Source organism: Thalassotalea ponticola (assembly GCF_041379045.1).
Taxonomy (GTDB): domain Bacteria; phylum Pseudomonadota; class Gammaproteobacteria; order Enterobacterales; family Alteromonadaceae; genus Thalassotalea_A; species Thalassotalea_A ponticola.
The window spans coordinates 2427813-2445092 of the sequence record NZ_CP166871.1 but is presented as its reverse complement, the minus strand read 5'-3'; the positions used below and the strand labels follow the sequence as shown (position 1 = coordinate 2445092).

Genomic DNA, 17280 nt, shown 5'->3' with positions numbered 1-17280 from the left:
TTACCCCTTTTTACCCGCTGTCCGAGTGGTTGACGTTGAGCCATAGCACGTGTTGTCCACCGCCATCGAACAAGTTGATAGGTAGTGCAAGCATTGTTCCAGTAACTGACTGCCATTCGACGTTAATATTGATTCTGGATGAAATTGCAGACCCAAAACGCGTTCACTGTCGCTACCGGCAGCCATGACTACATCGTTGTATGTGGCTAAGGTCTGCAACTCTGATGGCATCGATTGGGCGACCAATGAGTGATACCTTGCGACATGAAGTGGCTGTGGTAGCTGGGCAAATGGCCCGGTTTCGGTATGCGTTATCAAAGACGCTTTTCCGTGAACGACATCGCCAGCACGACCAATACGGCCACCAAAGTACTGAATTAATGCTTGATGACCAAGACAGATACCTAGCATCGGGTAATGACCGTGGCAAAGTGCGATTAACGCCATTAAACAACCAGCGTCACTGGGCGAGCCCGGTCCAGGTGAAAGCACTAAGATAACTTCGTCATCTTGCTGTTGCATGGCCTCAAAAATATACTGAGCAGGCAGAGTGTTGCGGTAAATTATCGGGTCGTAACCCAAGCGCTTAAACTCATCCACGAGGTTATACGTAAATGAATCGAGGTTATCGAGAATAAACAACTGGCTCATGACAAGCCTCCTTGGCGGACACCTTGATTTGCGTTAGCGATTGCGATGGCGTGCAAGACCGCGCGCGCTTTTTGTCGGGTTTCGTCGGCTTCAGCACTGGCGATAGAGTCGTAAACCACACCTGCGCCAGCTTGAACGATCGCTTGGTTGTCGCTGACAAAGGCACTGCGAATAACAATACAGGTATCCATGTCGCCTTGTCCGGTTAAATAACCGACGGCTCCACCATAGCTACCTCTTCGCTTGCCCTCTATTTGCCGTATTAACGTGGTGGCCATCACTTTAGGTGCGCCAGATAGAGTGCCCATGTTCATGCACGCTTGATAGGCGTGTAAGGCGTCGAGTTGCGGTTGCAACTTGCCCACCACTCGAGAGACTAGGTGCATGACGTGAGAGTATCGATCCACTTTGAGTAACTCGGCCACATAACGACTCCCGCCTTCACAGATTCTCGCTATGTCGTTGCGAGCTAAGTCAACTAACATTAAATGCTCGGCGTTTTCTTTGACGTCACAGCGCAATTCCAGCTCAATACGGCCGTCGAGATCAGCGCAGTATTCCCCGGATGAGGTAAAGCCGCGAGGGCGCGTTCCCGCAATGGGATACAGCTCAACTTGCCGGCTCTGGCTAGCAAACTTTAACGCCGATTCTGGACTGGCACCAAACAAACTAAAATCGCGGTCCTGTAAATAAAACATATAGGGGCTTGGGTTAGTTTGTTTTAGCGCTTGATACGCAAGTAACGGGTTTGCACACGGCAGGCCAAAGCAGCGAGATGGCACCACCTGAAAGATGTCACCGGCTCTAATGTGTTGCTTTAAGGTTTCGACATGCTGACAAAAGCGCTGATCACTGATGTCAACAGTAGCAGAGTAGCTAACATCTTGGTCGAGGTTGAGCTCGGTACTCGGGTAATGTTGTTGGCAGTGAAACTGCAATTCTGCCAAGCGAAGCTGTGCTTTGAGTTGGCGCTCGGCAAGCTTATCGTCTGCGCTTATGATTGAGTTGACTATTAACTCACAGCTTTGTTGCTGATGATCGATGACCAACAGCGAGCCGGCGAGCATAAAGACAAAGTCGGGACAGTGGTTCTCGCCCTGTGCAACATCGGGTAATACTTCACTAACCGTGATCAAATCAAAACCAAAACAACCGCCTAAAAACAGTGAAAAGGGATGGTCATCATGAGGCAACTGCTGAATTTGACGTAATACATGTAGCGGCGTAGTAGCCAATAAGCGCGACATTTCATCGCAAGGTTCGACCTCTGTCTGACAGCTGATAGTCAGCGTATGCTTATCCATGGAAATGTGTAATTTGGGGTTTGCGGCCAATTGATCTGCTAAGTGCGTTAAGGCGGCGTTGCTTTGTTGTTGTAGCGCTTTTACCACCACTTTGTTGCCGTGACAGGTCGCTTTTAACAGGGGGTCGAGAACGAGAATCGATTTTAACGCGCGTTTGTCGCTAATTTCAGCTGACTCCAATAATAGCGACTGATTGGAGTCAACCGTTAACTTTTGGTAAAGCGATAACGGATCAGCTTGGTACGGAGCACTCAGTGTTTGGGTGACGATACGCACGGAGGATGTGTCGGCCGATGTGCCGGTGTTTATCTCGTTAAGGTGTTCGGTTTGCGCGGTTTTAGCCGCTGCGCAGTTGTTCTTTTTTGTCTTCATGGTTTGCCTTTTCAAATGAGTCTGTTGTTAGTTATCCAGCGTACAGTGGTTGTAACCACCAGATAAACCATGCTTTTACCTTGATTGTTAACATTGTTTTGGCTCCTATTTATACTTATGCCTGTTGCTTTATTTGTTCAGCGATGAGCGAATCGACAATCTTATGTGTTTTGATACGTACTCATTCACGAACGCACTTGTGTTTCATACGCCTACGCGTTCGGTTGAGATCGCCGAGTATTCTACGAGCTAAAGCTCATCCGTGTACTTATCCTCGCTAGCACCATCCATGGCTCGCGAGGATAAGTACATCCAGTCAAACCCTCGCTAGCACCATCCTTGGCTCGCGAGGATAAGTACTCGGCTAGCTAACACTATCCATGTACAAACCCACGCTAGCACCACCCATGGCTCGCGAGGATAAGTACATCCATGTACAAAAAAGCCCGCGAGAAGCGGGCTTAAAATACAGATACGACAACGCACATAACCCACTTTCTATGTGTTATGAAACCACCAATGCTTGTTGTTGACCTTGGTCATTGAACTCAGTTTCGGCATGTGCTATTCGCTCTCAAATCGACGATTGTGTCTTGTACTGTCAGCAACTATCAGACTTTAATTGTTGTTGTCGCTGTTAATTCATCAATTAACCACGTAAAATGGCTTGTTATCTATAGAACAGCGTAAAATGGCGATGAAGTCAAGACCTATTGTCGATAATTTAATCCAGCAACACAAATTAATCAGAGTTGATTTGCACTCGCATACAACCTGCTCTGACGGTCGATTGACGCCACAAGAATTGGTGTTGAGGGCAGATACAATGGGGGTCGAGCAACTTGCCATTACCGATCACGACACCGTTGATGCGCTAGCTCCTGCACGGTCTTTTATTGAGCTAAAAGGGTTGCCATTACGTTTGATAAGCGGCATCGAAATATCGACCATGTGGCAGAATTTTGAAATTCACATCGTCGGTTTAAACGTCGATGCAAAACATCCACAGTTAGTTGAACTTATCAATGCACAACAACAAGCAAGAGAGACAAGGGCAACACTAATGGCCGAAAAATTGGCCAAAGCCGGCTTTGCTGATTGTTATCAATACGCTAAGTTGTTAGCCAAAAACGGGTCGATCACACGTGCACACTTTGCTCGAGCATTGCACGAGCAAGGCCATGTTAGTGGTATGCAAAAAGCCTTTGATAAATACATCGGCAAAGGTCAACGAGCGTACGTTAAGCCGCAGTGGTGTAGTGTCGAACACGCGGTTGAGGTAATTGCCAAAGCGGGCGGTCAGAGCGTTATTGCTCATCCGATGAAATACAAGTTATCGACAAAGTGGTTACGTCGCTTAATCGTTGACTTTAAAGCCGCTAACGGCGATGCCATGGAAATTGTGTCGCCGCAAATGAACGACCAACAAAAACAATTATTGGCGAGCTTGTGTGTTGAATACGACCTTCAAGCCTCGGTGGGCTCTGATTTTCACGCGCCAAATAGGTGGAGTGAACTGGGCCGCAATTTGCAATTAACCGCCGATGTTCCGCCGGTATGGCGTCATTGGAATTAAGGATATTTATGAGTCAGTTCTTTTATATGCACCCAGACAACCCGCAACCTCGACTGCTTAAGCAAGCCGTGGCTATCATCAACGACGGTGGAGTGATTGTTTACCCGACGGATTCGGGCTATGCGCTTGGTTGTCATTTGGGCGATAAAAAAGCACTCGACCGAATTTGTCGTATTCGCGATATCAATCGAGATCACAATTTTACTTTGGTGTGCCAAGACCTGTCACAATTGGCCGAGTATGCGCGGGTTGATAACGCCAGTTTTCGTTTGCTGAAAAACAACACGCCAGGCGCATATACTTTTGTCTTTAAAGGTACCAAAGAAGTACCGAGACGCTTGCTAAACCCGAAGAAAAAGACCATAGGTATTCGCATACCCGATAATCAAATTGCTCAACAGTTACTCGCTGAGTTAGGTGAACCACTGATGTCTACCACCCTGATCCTGCCGGGCAATGAGATGGCTGAGTTTGATCCAGACGCGATCCGAGAGCACCTTGATAAGCATGTTGACCTTATTTTAAACGGTGGTTATCTCGGTGAAAAACCGACCACAGTCGTCGACTTTACTGAAAATTTTCCCGAGATTCTTCGCGTTGGTGAAGGTCCTGTTGAGCCGTTTGGTGGTTGAGCAATGACCAAGCGCGCTGAATCAGCTCAGACAAACGGTGAAATGTTTCAGCAAAGTTTACCGTTAGCGCTTGTGCGCGGCCAAGCGGTCGTCGAAAAGCCACAAGACTTATTTATTCCGCCTGATGCATTAGAAATTATCTTAGAGGCCTTTGAGGGGCCACTTGATTTGCTGTTGTATTTAATTCGCAAACAAAAGTTTGATATTGTCGATTTGCCGATTGCCGAAATCACTCGTCAATATATGGACTACGTCGACCTAATGAAAGACTTGAAGCTTGAGTTAGCGGCAGAATACTTAGTGATGGCGGCTATTTTGGCTGAAATAAAATCTCGACTATTACTGCCTAAAACGGATGTTGATGACGATGAAGACGATCCCAGAGCAGAGCTGGTTAGACGGTTGCAGGAATACGAAGTGATCAAACAGGCAGCTGAGCAAATCGAGTTAATACCGCGTTTGGAACGAGACAACTTCGAGACCAGTGTCGGCCTGCCAGATGGCTTTAAACCGGCGTATATTGCCCCAGAAGTCAGTGTGCAAGATTTGGTGTTAGCCGTGCAGGGCGTAATCAAGCGCGCCGCCGCGTTTGAACATCATCACATCGCAAGAGAAAGCTTATCAACGCGAGAGCGAATGGCGATGATATTAAATCAACTGAACAAGCACGACTATACCGAATTCTCTGCCTTGTTTCAGGTTGACGAAGGGCGAGCGGGAGTAGTGGTAACGTTTTTAGCGATATTGGAACTTGTTAAAGAGTCACTGGTAGAGTGTATCCAAGCACAAACATTTGGTTTAATTCAACTCAGATTGAGGTAGTACGTCATGGCCCAAGATCACAATGATAAATTCATTAAATCGGTTGTTGAAGCAATGATATTTGTTTCCGCCGTGCCATTGTCGTTAAATACACTGCATCAAACGCTAAGTGAAAAAGTGACAATTTCAAAAAAACAGCTGCAAACCATTTTACAACAGCTACAAAATGATTATGATGCACGCGCTGTTGAACTGGTTGAAGTAGCCTCAGGATTTCGCTTTCAAGCGCGCCAAGCATACAGTGACTACATTGGTTTGTTATTCAAGGAAAAAGCGCCAAAATACTCGCGAGCGTTACTCGAAACTCTTGCCTTAATTGCTTACCGACAACCGATAACGCGTGGTGAAATTGAAGATATTCGCGGAGTATCGGTAAGTAGTTATATAATTAGAACATTGCAAGAGCGAGATTGGATTCACGTTGTGGGTCACAAAGAAGTCCCCGGGCGTCCAGCGCTGTTTGCAACAACGAACGAATTTCTGGACTATTTTTCCTTAACATCGTTACAACAGCTACCCCCGTTGATGGATATCACTGACATTGACGTGGCTGACGCTGAGCAGCAACCTCAAACAGAGGAAGCATAACTTGCCGTGAAGGCAACGCAAATAAATGAGAAGATTGAATGTCTGAAAAATTACAAAAGGTACTCGCTCGAGCTGGTAAGGGCTCGCGCCGTGAAATGGAAGCCGTTATTAGCCAAGGGCGAGTCAGTATTGATGGCAAAACTGCGTTTCTAGGCGACCGCGTAGAAGGCACTGAGCAAATCCGCCTTGACGGCCACATCGTAAAAATTGCCGATGCGCAAGAACAGGTGTGCCGAGTGTTGGTGTACAACAAACCCGAAGGGGAGATGTGTACCCGCAAAGATCCCGAAGGTCGGCCTACGGTATTTGACCGATTACCGAAAATTGAAGGCAGTCGCTGGGTGGCCGTGGGGCGTTTAGATATCAATACCTCGGGCATGTTGATATTTACCAATGACGGCGAGCTGGCGAATCGATTAATGCATCCGTCACACGAAGTAGAGCGCGAGTATGCGGTACGGGTATTTGGAGAAATCGATGAAGCCATGTTGCAGCGTTTGCGACACGGGGTGAAACTTGAAGACGGCATGGCGCGCTTTAAAAAAATCACCTATAAAGGCGGTGAAGGACGCAACCACTGGTTCCACGTAGTATTGACCGAAGGCCGTAATCGCGAGGTTCGTCGTTTGTGGGAAAGCCAAGATGTACAGGTAAGTCGATTGATTCGAGTTCGCTATGGTGATTTGCAAATGGATCGTCGCTTGCCTTTAGGTGGCTGGCTTGAACTGGGTTTAAAAGACGTTAATTACTATCGCAAATTAGTGGGGTTGAAACCGGAAACCGAATCAAAAGTCAAAGTGGATGAAAAGCGCATAGATCACAACAAAAGTCGCAAAATCCGCAAAAACGTCAAAAAGCATCAACAGCGTCGCCAACAAAGTGCGCCGCCGGCGAGGCGCAAGCGTCGATAGGCTCGGTATCGGGTCACGTTAAAATATCACTAAGCCGTTTTCAGCTATTGTTGAAAGCGGCTTATTAGTTTACTCACCAACCAATGCTGTTATCGCGTTATTGGGTTCGTTCTTCGGCGGACTTTGTTTGGCAAAAAAGCGATTTCGCCGTTTGTCTCATGCCCGCTTGTACAAACAATAAATGTTGGGCGTGGCGTTTATTTTGTTTGTTCTCAAACCACTCAGGCCCAATCAATTGCCGCTCTACGGCGGCGTCAAAAATGCGAACCGGATATTGACTGTAATAGCGCAATGTCGCATCGATGTGTGTATCTGTGTTTTGGTATTCAGGACTTCGATGGGCAATCAATTCGCGTTTTAATTGCTCGCATAACCGCGGCTGTACATCGCTGTGTAGCCAGTCGATAAATCGGTTGTAGCGCTTTGCTTGGTATAGTCGCCAGGCCATCCAAAGCAAAATCAATATCGCTAAGGCGATAATTACAAAATTCATAAAACCCACTTAAAATACTAACCTCGCTGCGCAAGTTTACGGAGTAAAACGGGCGTTTTCAAGTGACAATAGTTGTGCTTTAAGTGCTAAGCCACCAGCGTAACCTGTGAGTTTATTATTTTTGCCGATAACGCGATGACACGGCACGATAATCGCTATCTTGTTTTTGCCATTAGCACTGCCAACCGCGCGCATCGCCTTGGGCTTGCCAAGCTGTTGAGCCAGCTCGCCGTAACTGCAAGTACTGGCGTAAGGTATATCAGTTAAGGCCTGCCAAACGCGCTGTTGGAAATCGGTACCTTGCTGGGCTAGAGGTAAGTCAAATGTTGTTCTACGGCCACTAAAGTACTGATCGAGTTGTGTTATTGCGCGCGCTAAATGGTCGGGAACACGGCGGCCACTGTGCTGGTTTGCAAGGACGATCGTATCACTTGACTCGGTTGGCACGATCACCGGTACAGCGCCTTGTTGAAAGGCCACTTCGGTTATGCCGTGGTCGTTGGCGACCACCATAATGTCGCCCATTGGGCTGTTCATTGATTGATAATAAAGCATGATTATTTTGATTTATCCTTGTTCATCGGTACCTCAGCAGAACTCAGCGATGCCCACAAGTACATAGTCGCGTAAGCGCGCCAAGGACGCCAAGCTTCGGCTTCAGTTAATATTTGTTTGCTGCTGAGCTGGCGGTCAAAGGCTTTTATCACCCCCAGATCGGATGGCAGAAAAGCGTCATTTAGGCTCAGTCCGCGCATCGCAATGTAATGTGCGGTCCAAGGACCAATACCTTTGATCTTGCACAATTGTTTGGCCAAGTCTTCTGCCGACTGATATTTAGATAATGTCGCGCCGTTTTGCTGATAGTAATCTATCCACCGGCGCAGGGTGGCAATGCGCGTCGTGGTGATTCCAAGTTGTTCAAACTCCGCGTTGGCAAGAGTTTGAACACGGGGAAAGTAATGGCTAAGCTGACTCGGCGCACAGGCAGATGCTGAAATTGACGTACCGTAGCGACGACTAATTCGCGCAGCTAAGGTGGTTGCCGCCTTAACACTAATTTGCTGACCAAGTATGGCGCGAATAGAAAATTCAAATAAATCAAAGCAACCCGGCAGGCGCAAGCCCGGGTGTTGACGAATAATGTCGGCTAACCGCGGATCTCGTTTGAGGTGCTGATTTATTTGCTCAATATGACAATCCAAGTCAAACATCACCCGAACTTGTTGTAATACCTGATTCAGGTATTGGTAATCACTCAATTGAAGCTCTAAATGCAAGTAGTATTGATTGTAATAACTCACCCTAAACCAGCCTTGGCACGTCACTTGCCCCGCGTCATTAAATAACTGAATGGAGCGCTGATAACTGTCGTCATCGATAAATTCAACACCCGGGATCATGAGAGTTTTAAAAAATTCAAGTAATCGCTTGAAGTCCAACGGGGCTTGGTAGGCAAGTTTTACACTGTAGCTTTGTTGCGGGTTTAACGCTGCGGTGTTTTGCTGGCGCAACTGGCTTGGGGTAACTTGGTAATGACGCTTAATGTTGTCGTTAAAGCTTCGCAATGAGCGAAAGCCTGCAATCGTTGCTACGTCAGAGATTGTCAGGTTACTGTGCAATAACAAGGTACGAGCGCGAATGAGGCGATGCTGGCTAATGAACTGTTGTGGCGTTATCGACAACTGTTGGTCAAATAAACGTTGCAGTTGGCGCTCACTGAGTTGCAATTGTAGAGCTAGTTCAGCAACGTTGAGATACGGTTGCTGCTGCAAGCTATTAATAGCGCGTTCAATTGTGGTTGGCAGAGGTTGTCTTGGTGCGAGCTCTGGTTTACACCGCTTACAGGCTCTAAAACCTTGCGATTCAGCCTGTTCGGCGGTATTGAAATAACGCACATTGGGCTCGAGTGCGGGACCTGCAGGGCAGGTTGGTCGACAGTAGATACCCGTGGTGATCACTGCGGTATAAAACTTGCCATCAAAACGGCGATCTTTACTCAATCGCGCTTGATGGCAAATTGCTGGTTCAAGTAGCATGACAATCTCTTATGATATTATGAGGTTTCAATCATAAGGGAAAATTAGCATCGTTTCTCGCGAAAATGCGACATGTCTACTAAATTGGCGAAGTCGTTACCAGTTGCGCACCCACCCAGTGTCAATGTGAATGAATCCAGAACCGGGGTAATAACCCACGCCACCGAGTTTTAATGCTCTGGCCGCATCGCGAACTCGGCTCAGCTCAATGCCTGGAATGGCAAAGTCAATGGCTTTGCCGCGCATATGAAAACTGCGTTTTGCTACCTTATTACTGCGCTTTGCCAACATTTCGTTGGTTTTCGGTGAACGGTAGCCAGAAATGATATGAATTTCTTTGTCAGTGACTAAGTACTGTTGAATCTTATGTAAAAAGTCAAACAACTTAGGATCCATTTCTGTGATTTCATTTTGACGATGATCACGCAAGTGGTGATTAAATGCGCTCATCACCTCTGTTTGATAATTGCCATTGCTAAAAAATACCCCTTGCACGCGCTCACCTGTATGGCGGTTATAGAGAGACAAATGCTTTGTCGATGCTTCAACGGGCAAGGTTGCGTAAGCCGTTTTACTGACTAAAGACGCTGTGGCACCGATGGCAAGGAGACTACCCGCTTTCTTAAAAAAGCGACGACGTTGTGGACAAACTAAGCTCATACTACCTCTAAGTTTGATGGTGATTTGTATTGGGGTGTTCAAAATTTGCGCTAGATTATGCAAATTCGCAGTAAAAATCAATGCTGCGCTGCTCAGCATTGACACTGTGACCGCTAGGGATGTGACATAGGTGTGACTAAGTTATTAACAAAGTTAATGTTTTGCTCGAATTTTAGGCTTGTTTTAATTTGTATTGATTTTGTATCCAGAGGCTATTTTAGCGACTGTTCATACGCCTTTAGTCGCTAAAGGCGCATTGATAGGACGTTGTTAGCGGTTAGTCTTCTACCTTAACCGCCCAGACATCGTGCTCATCGGCGTGAATGACTTGTGCCCATATCATATCGCCCGGTTCAACATCGAATTCGTCGGTTAAAAACACTTTGCCGTCAACTTCAGGCGCATCCATATAACTTCGCCCAACAGCACCTTCAGCATTTACTTCATCAATAAGGACCAAGTACTCTTGACCAATTCTATCCGCTAACTTTTGTTTAGATATCTCAGCTTGTACCGCCATAAAACGCTGTAAGCGGTCTTGTTTCACCTCTTCACTATGGTGGTCAGGTAATTCATTGGCGCGTGCACCTTCAACATCTGAGTAGGCAAAACAACCGACGCGATCGAGTTGTGCTTGACGTAAAAAGTCGAGTAATTCTTCAAATTCTTCCTCAGTTTCGCCAGGGAAGCCAACGATAAAGGTTGAGCGAATAACCAGATGAGGACAGATTTCACGCCATTTTTTGATCCGCTCTAAGGTTCTGTCTGAGCTGCCAGGGCGCTTCATTAGCTTTAAAATGCGCTTATTGGCGTGCTGTAATGGGATATCTAAATAAGGCAGTATTTTGCCTTCGGCCATCAACGGAATAATGTCGTCCACATGCGGGTATGGATAAACGTAATGCAGACGCACCCATGCGCCAAGTTTAGATAACTCTTCGCACAGCGCATTCATGTGGGTTTTTACTGGCATCCCCTCGTAAAAGTCGAGCTTGTGCTTAACGTCTGCGCCGTACGCTGATGTATCTTGCGATATAATTAATAACTCGTTAACACCAGACTTTACTAGGCGTTTGGCTTCACTGAGGACCTCTCCAACCGGCCGAGAGTCGAGGTCTCCGCGCATTGAGGGAATAATACAGAAGGTACAACGATGGTCACAGCCTTCTGATATTTTTAAGTAGGCGTAGTGTTTCGGCGTTAATTTGATCCCCTGTTTAGGCACCAGTGAAACAAATGGGTTGTGCTCGGGTTTTGTGACGTGTTGATGAACTTGGTTCATTACTTCATCGTACGCGTGGGGGCCTGTAACGCCAAGTACATTTGGATGAATTTCGGTTATCTCGTCTTCTTTGGCTCCCAAACACCCCGTTACTAACACTTTGCCGTTTTCAGCCAGTGCTTCACCTATGGTATCAAGTGACTCTTTTACCGCAGAGTCAATAAAGCCACAGGTATTAACGATAACGAGCTCCGCATCACTGTACGAATTTACTACGTCATATCCTTCGGTGCGCAATTGGGTAAGAATGCGTTCAGAGTCAACTAAGTTCTTAGGGCAGCCAAGGCTAACAAAGCCGATACGAGATGGCTTACTCGCAACACCGGTTTCTACTTGCTGGTTGGTTGTCATGCGAGACTGTTCTTCTATAACCTTCTTTGGCGTCTGCAAAGTGGTCGTTTGTTTAGGATCGAATTGCTCAACAGTCATGGAGAGTCCTTATCAAATAAAATGATACATAGGCAAATTTCAAGTGGCCAGATTATAGCGTAATAGGCACTTTATGTCTGACAATATTTGTATCAAATGCAGGGTGTAAGTGTCGGTTGTGCGCTACACTCTAATAAATTGATACACCGCACAGTGACTTAGGTTTATAGTGGATTAAACGCTGTACACAGGTCTGAGAAAGTAAAAAATATAAGGATTTAAACCCGTATGTTATCAAGCCGTGATATTGAGCGAGTTCAGGCTACACTCCCCGCACTAATGGCGGTGAAAAGTGCCAGTACCGAACACTTTTATCAACGTTTATTTTCCCACCACCCTGAATTACAACCAATGTTTAGCAGTGAAAACTTGCAAACAGGCAAGCAACAATTGGCGTTATTTGAAGCCATTGTGGGTTACGTCAAACACTTAGATGACTTATCCGTACTCAATGGTGTTATTGATCACATTGTGCATAAGCACCAGCAAGCAGGCGTGCAACCTGCGCATTATCACATTGTTGGCGTTCATTTAATTGAAACGTTACGCGAGTTACTCGGTGCCGATTTTACCTCACAAACAGAGCAAGCGTGGCAACGCGCTTACCAACAGTTAGCCACCTTGTTTATTGAGCGAGAACAAACCGGATAGCAGTACATATATGGGCAAGTGCGTTGATTGTTACGTTGTGCGGTTAACGCATTGGCGGGTAATCCAGTGGACAACTAAAATGCTACGACTTGTACTTCGGGTTAACCTCGCCATAAATCAACGTATTGTGCCAAGTGTCACCAATGCGATAATCTTGCGCTAGTAATCCCTCTTTTCGCAAGCCAATGCGTTCCATGACTTTCCAGCTGGCCACGTTGGGTTGATTGCAATAAGCATATACTTTGTGCATATCCCATCGCTCAAAGACCATTGTTTTTGTCGCTAACGCTCCCTCGCTCGCATAGCCTCGGCGTTGTTGAAATTTACAGATCTGATAACCGATTTCAATGGTTTTACTATACATATTGATAATTCGCAGGCAAAAATACCCAACTGGCCGCTCGCTTTGCTTGTCTACTGCCGTTAATGTAACCCAAGCGTTTTCTTGCCCAGTAAATGGCTTGGCAAAGTCGACAAACCAAGACTTTAGTTGTGCATCTGTTCGAACCGTTCTTATGTGCGCCATTTGCTCAACATCAGACTGCATGCGATAAATAAACGGCCAGTCACTGTGCAAACCAGGGCGAAGCACGAGGCGCTCTGTTTCGAGCGTGGGCAAATGGTATTGAGTCATAGTCACCTGTTTCTATTACGGTGTTAATGATTTACATTAGTAATCAATAACTATTATCGTTTATAAACCATAATTACAATAAAAATAGGAGTTTATTGTGAAAAATAACGTTGTAATCACCGGTGCAAACCGCGGTATTGGTTTGGCCTTCGCGCAACATTATTGCGCTCGCGGGGATAATGTTTACGCCGTGTGTCGTCAATCGAGTGAACAACTCGGTCAGTTGCCCAATATCCACATCATCGACCAAATTGATATCACTCAACAGCAAGGTGTACAAAGATTAATTAGTGCATTGGCTAACGTTGATGTTGATCTACTGATCAATAACGCGGGGGTATTGCGTAATGAAACCTTAAGCGATTTTAATACTCAAACAATTACAGACCAGTTTATGGTAAATGCCTTAGCGCCGTTAAATATTAGCCGAGCTTTGTTACCGAAGCTTAAGCAAGGTAGCAAAATCGCTTTTATTACATCGAGAATGGGCTCTATCGCCGATAACAGCTCAGGCGGCCGATACGGCTACCGAATGAGTAAGGCCGCGTTAAACGCTGGGGCTGTTTCGCTGGCGAAAGATTTGTCAGAACGACACATTGCCGTTGGGGTTTATCACCCGGGTTACGTACAAACCCAAATGACCCAATTGCGCGGAGATATTCAGCCAGAACAAGCGGCCAAGCGGATAATGGCACTTATCGAGACGTTGGATATGAATACATCGGGTATGTTTTTTCACGCCAATGGCGAGCCATTAGCCTGGTAGGCGGTGGCGTTAAATACGACGAGCAGTAAGTTACAACACAGGGCTACAACAAGGGACGGGCGACGTTGTGCTCGTGTGTCCAGTAAACTATCAATGAACGAGTGGCCGTGCGCTGCAGCGTTGGCAAACAGCAAGAGAGTTATTTATGGTAAGACAACCACGTTTTTGGTTAATGACTGCGCTATTAGGACTATCCTTAGGCGTTGATGCAAAACCGTTTTTTGATTTCGACACCTATCAAATTGACGCGCCGTTTAATATATCTCAACAGCCTATTAGTGTTGATTTAAGCGACCATCCGGGCAAAGAAATCTTGCTGGTAGGAGACCGAAATGGCCAGTCTCGGTTAGCTATGTATGCCTTTGATCCGAACACTAGTGAATATAGCTTGCAGTTTGACATTGAACTAAGCGACGCTTACTTTGCCTACGATATGAGCGAGCGGGGCGATAATGACGATACGCTAGAAAAGGCAAGTTTGTATTTTTTGGCCAGTGATCACGTGGCCAAACTCGATGTTGCAAAGCAGCCCTCCTTCACCCCCATCGTTGAGGTCAGCTCAATTTACATCAACAATCGAGCTCAATACCTGAAGCGCTCTAATTTTATTAAAGATATCAATAATGACAAGCTAGACGATGTGGTATTAATCGACTTCACCACGCTTAACGTTTATTTACAGCTGCCTGATGCCACCTTTATGCAACAACAGATGGCGATAGAGCCGACAGTAGAGATATTTGAAAATTCGGTAAGTTATACCGAAACGCCGTACTATTTGGTGGATATGACATTTGACGGTTTGAAAGACTTAGTGTTACCGGCAAAAGGTGTTCTTGACGTGTACCCGCAAAATACACGAGGCAGTTTTAACGCAAAGGCAATTAATATTGCTCTTAACCCCACCATCAGCACCATAAATTGGTGGGATGCTAGGGGCGCAGATGGTAAAAACTTAGATCAAAGTAACTTTATTCATCGCACAATTGATGACTTGCGCGACGTCGATAACGATGGCGTTGCCGATATTATCGTGCGCTTTACTAAAAGCTCAGGGGTGCTCGATAAGAGCAATGATTACGAAGTTTACCTTGGGGAAAAGCAATCGCAAAATATTGCTTACCCGTTAAATGCAAGTACCGCGATAAAGTCAGAGGGAACGTTGGCACAATTAGACTTTATCGACGTCGATAACGATGCGCGTCAAGAAGTGATGGCCTCGAGCTTTGATATATCGGTATCACAAGTGATTCAGGCCCTGTTATCGGGTAGCGTCGATCAGAAAGTGTTAATTTTCTCTCTTGATGACGAGTTAAAGTATCAACAACGCTTTGAAGATGAAGTGGAGCTTAAGTTCAGTTTGTCATCGGGAAAAAGTGGTGCGCCGGTGATTCAGTTTGCCGATCTTGACGGCGATGGTTCGAAAGAGCTGATCTTATCAAAAGACGATAATATGCTAAAAATTTATCCCGGCAGAGGTAAGGGACGCTTGCTCGATAAAAAATATCAAAGTGTCAGTGTGCGCTTACCAAAAGATGGGGTTTTACTTACCTCCGATGATCTCAATTTAGACGGCAAAGCGGAACTACTCGTGCGCTATGATAGCGAAGATAATGACGCCAAAGAACACCGGCAAAATCGCTTATTGGTGTTGCGAGTTAGCGAATGAGCCAACAACGCTACCAGCGTATTTACCAAACGGTAAAATACATCCCTCCAGGTAAGGTAGCTACGTATGGCCAAATTGCCGACCTCGCCGGCTTGCCAAATCGAGCTAGACTGGTTGGTAAAGCATTGGCTGAGTCAGCTCATAACAGCTCAATACCATGGCATCGAGTGGTGAACGCGAAGGGGAGAATATCACTGCCCCAAGGCAGTGCGGCGTATTTACTGCAACAGTCTCGTTTACAACAAGAAGGTGTGGTTATTGACAACGGACGGAGCTGTTTGGCTGATTACGCATGGCAGGTGTCGCTCGAGGACATTCTGTTCAAACTGAGCTATTAGGCGCTCCGCTGCCATCGTTACTATCCGCTGAGTATTTTGACTGCGGCTTCGCCAGTAACGCTGGTGCTCACTGGTTTTTATTGACCATACTGCTATTTACAAATTGCCTTATTGCCAATGATTTTAAATGCGGGCGTTCCTCTTACCAAGGTTTCGCGGGCAAATTGAGTAACACACTTGGGACAAACCCCTGGCTGCTCGGTGAAGTCTTCGACAATGCGCTCTTTAAAGCATTTGATCAAACTTCCTTTGCCCCCTTTTTTGTATTTATACAATATCGCTTTGCATTGCTGACACTGCACACTGACGGTTCTTTGTGGCAATTTTTTGTTGGGTTTAGCCATTGAGTGACTTGTCCTTATCGTTGTTCTCGCCGTTGGTGCAGCGTATTTTACCTAAACAAGACGATGAGTGTAATAGGGCGCTGCAAACCCACGCTAACACCATCCGTGGCACGCGAGGATAAGTACTCCATGTACAAACCCACGCTAACACTATCCAAGTACAAACCCTCGCTAGCACCATCAGTGGCACGCGAGGATAAGTACATCCATGTACAAACCCACGCTAACACCATCCATGGCTCGCGAGGATAAGTACATCGGCTAGTTAACACTATCCATGCACAAACCCTCGCTAACACCGTCCATGGCTCGCGAGGATAAGTACATCGGCTAGCTAACACTATCCATGTACAAACCCTCGCTAACACCATCCATGGCTCGCGAGGATAAGTACACTGGCTAGCTAACACTATCCAAGTACAAACCCTCGCTAGCACTATCCATGTACAAACCCACGCTAGCACCATCCATGGCTCGCGAGGATAAGTACACTGGCTAGCTAACACTATCCAAGTACAAACCCACGCTAGCACCATCCATGTACAAACCCACGCTAGCACCATCCATGGCTCGCGAGGATAAGTACATCCATGTACAAAAAAGCCCAGCAAAGGCTGGGCTAAACAGGGAGATAAATGAAGTTGCTACGGCTTAATTGGTTGTTGATTCTAATAAGTTTTTGCCGTTAATCGCAATCTTTCTAGGCTTCAATGCTTCTGGAATTTCTCGTACTAATTCAATGTGCAGTAGGCCGTTTTCCATATAGGCATTGACGACTTTTACGTGGTCTGCCAATTGAAATTTACGCTCAAAGTTACGATCGGCGATACCTTGATACAAATAGGTGCGTTGTTCGTCTTCTTTGCGTGTTTTGGTTCCGGTTACCGTTAGTGAATTTTCATGCGACTCGATATCGAGTTCTGATTCGACAAAACCGGCAACAGCCATAGTAATGCGGTATTTGTCATCGGCAATAGACTCAATGTTGTACGGGGGATAAGCCGACTGTTTTTCTGAACGGCTTGCTTGGTCCATCAGGCTCGCAAGGTGCTCGGCGCCAATGAAAGAACGGTATAGTGGGCTAAAATCTGTAGTTAAAGTACGCATAATCATATCCTCGTT

Annotated in this window: 19 protein-coding genes; 9 read left to right on the top strand and 10 right to left on the bottom strand. The window is 46.2% G+C overall.

Going from position 1 to position 17280, the window contains the following annotated elements:
- Together ACAY30_RS10625 and ACAY30_RS10620 are read right to left on the bottom strand one after the other, a co-directional pair.
- Complete coding sequence (locus tag ACAY30_RS10625; protein WP_290252053.1) at window positions 1–651, bottom strand: aminodeoxychorismate/anthranilate synthase component II; 651 nt, start codon at window positions 649–651, stop codon at window positions 1–3.
- Window positions 648–2327, bottom strand: coding sequence for an anthranilate synthase component 1 (locus tag ACAY30_RS10620; RefSeq protein WP_290252054.1), 1680 nt, complete (start codon window positions 2325–2327; stop codon window positions 648–650). Before ACAY30_RS10620 ends, ACAY30_RS10625 begins: the two co-directional genes overlap by 4 nt.
- 697 nt (window positions 2328–3024) lie before the next feature.
- Between ACAY30_RS10620 and ACAY30_RS10615 the strand changes: the two genes are divergently transcribed.
- Genes ACAY30_RS10615 through rluB form a run of 5 tightly spaced genes read left to right on the top strand, consistent with a single transcriptional unit; the run spans window position 3025 to window position 6856 of the window.
- The gene (locus ACAY30_RS10615; protein ID WP_290252055.1) at window positions 3025–3903 is read left to right on the top strand and encodes a PHP domain-containing protein; all 879 of its coding nucleotides are present in this window, start codon (window positions 3025–3027) and stop codon (window positions 3901–3903) included.
- An 8-nt stretch (window positions 3904–3911) separates the two neighbouring features.
- Window positions 3912–4535 (top strand): L-threonylcarbamoyladenylate synthase, encoded by a 624-nt coding sequence (locus ACAY30_RS10610; RefSeq protein WP_290252056.1) that lies wholly within the window; start codon window positions 3912–3914, stop codon window positions 4533–4535.
- A 3-nt stretch (window positions 4536–4538) separates the two neighbouring features.
- Window positions 4539–5357, top strand: a complete 819-nt coding sequence (locus tag ACAY30_RS10605; protein WP_290252057.1) for a ScpA family protein — start codon at window positions 4539–4541, stop codon at window positions 5355–5357.
- Window positions 5358–5363: 6 nt separating this feature from the next.
- Window positions 5364–5945, top strand: a complete 582-nt coding sequence (scpB, locus tag ACAY30_RS10600; protein WP_290252058.1) for an SMC-Scp complex subunit ScpB — start codon at window positions 5364–5366, stop codon at window positions 5943–5945.
- A 38-nt stretch (window positions 5946–5983) separates the two neighbouring features.
- Entirely contained in the window at window positions 5984–6856 is an 873-nt protein-coding gene (gene rluB / locus ACAY30_RS10595) for a 23S rRNA pseudouridine(2605) synthase RluB (RefSeq protein ID WP_290252059.1), read from the top strand.
- Between the two features lie 97 nt (window positions 6857–6953).
- Here rluB and ACAY30_RS10590 read toward each other — a convergent pair whose 3' ends face one another.
- The 5 genes from ACAY30_RS10590 to rimO all read right to left on the bottom strand — a co-directional run bounded on the left by ACAY30_RS10590 (window position 6954) and on the right by rimO (window position 11756).
- Window positions 6954–7349, bottom strand: coding sequence for a hypothetical protein (locus ACAY30_RS10590; RefSeq protein ID WP_290252060.1), 396 nt, complete (start codon window positions 7347–7349; stop codon window positions 6954–6956).
- A gap of 36 nt (window positions 7350–7385) precedes the next feature.
- On the bottom strand, window positions 7386–7904 hold the full coding sequence (locus ACAY30_RS10585; protein WP_290252061.1) for a methylated-DNA--[protein]-cysteine S-methyltransferase: 519 nt from the start codon (window positions 7902–7904) through the stop codon (window positions 7386–7388).
- 2 nt (window positions 7905–7906) lie between these two features.
- Complete coding sequence (locus tag ACAY30_RS10580) at window positions 7907–9385, bottom strand: DNA-3-methyladenine glycosylase 2 family protein (RefSeq protein ID WP_290252062.1); 1479 nt, start codon at window positions 9383–9385, stop codon at window positions 7907–7909.
- 96 nt (window positions 9386–9481) lie between these two features.
- Window positions 9482–10045 carry a DUF882 domain-containing protein gene (locus ACAY30_RS10575; RefSeq protein ID WP_290252063.1) on the bottom strand — a complete coding sequence of 188 codons (564 nt, stop codon included), beginning with the start codon at window positions 10043–10045 and terminating at the stop codon, window positions 9482–9484.
- Between the two features lie 277 nt (window positions 10046–10322).
- A complete protein-coding gene (gene rimO / locus ACAY30_RS10570) occupies window positions 10323–11756 on the bottom strand; it encodes a 30S ribosomal protein S12 methylthiotransferase RimO (protein WP_290252064.1) in 1434 nt (477 codons plus the stop codon).
- A 228-nt stretch (window positions 11757–11984) separates the two neighbouring features.
- On the opposite strand from rimO, the gene ACAY30_RS10565 reads away from it, so the two are divergent.
- Window positions 11985–12407, top strand: coding sequence for a globin domain-containing protein (locus ACAY30_RS10565; RefSeq protein WP_290252065.1), 423 nt, complete (start codon window positions 11985–11987; stop codon window positions 12405–12407).
- 82 nt (window positions 12408–12489) lie between these two features.
- Here ACAY30_RS10565 and ACAY30_RS10560 read toward each other — a convergent pair whose 3' ends face one another.
- A complete protein-coding gene (locus ACAY30_RS10560) occupies window positions 12490–13041 on the bottom strand; it encodes a GNAT family N-acetyltransferase (protein WP_290252066.1) in 552 nt (183 codons plus the stop codon).
- Between the two features lie 97 nt (window positions 13042–13138).
- Here ACAY30_RS10560 and ACAY30_RS10555 point away from each other — a divergent pair, with 97 nt between their 5' ends.
- The 3 genes from ACAY30_RS10555 to ACAY30_RS10545 all read left to right on the top strand — a co-directional run bounded on the left by ACAY30_RS10555 (window position 13139) and on the right by ACAY30_RS10545 (window position 15814).
- Window positions 13139–13807 (top strand): SDR family oxidoreductase, encoded by a 669-nt coding sequence (locus ACAY30_RS10555; protein WP_290252067.1) that lies wholly within the window; start codon window positions 13139–13141, stop codon window positions 13805–13807.
- Window positions 13808–13952: 145 nt separating this feature from the next.
- Window positions 13953–15476: a VCBS repeat-containing protein gene (locus ACAY30_RS10550; protein ID WP_290252068.1), complete on the top strand. Its 1524-nt coding sequence runs from the start codon at window positions 13953–13955 to the stop codon at window positions 15474–15476.
- Entirely contained in the window at window positions 15473–15814 is a 342-nt protein-coding gene (locus ACAY30_RS10545; RefSeq protein ID WP_290252069.1) for an MGMT family protein, read from the top strand. Before ACAY30_RS10550 ends, ACAY30_RS10545 begins: the two co-directional genes overlap by 4 nt.
- 92 nt (window positions 15815–15906) lie before the next feature.
- Here ACAY30_RS10545 and ACAY30_RS10540 read toward each other — a convergent pair whose 3' ends face one another.
- On the bottom strand, window positions 15907–16158 hold the full coding sequence (locus ACAY30_RS10540; protein WP_290252070.1) for a hypothetical protein: 252 nt from the start codon (window positions 16156–16158) through the stop codon (window positions 15907–15909).
- Window positions 16159–16809: 651 nt separating this feature from the next.
- The gene (locus tag ACAY30_RS10535) at window positions 16810–17265 is read right to left on the bottom strand and encodes an Hsp20 family protein (RefSeq protein WP_290252071.1); all 456 of its coding nucleotides are present in this window, start codon (window positions 17263–17265) and stop codon (window positions 16810–16812) included.
- Window positions 17266–17280 lie beyond the last annotated feature (15 nt).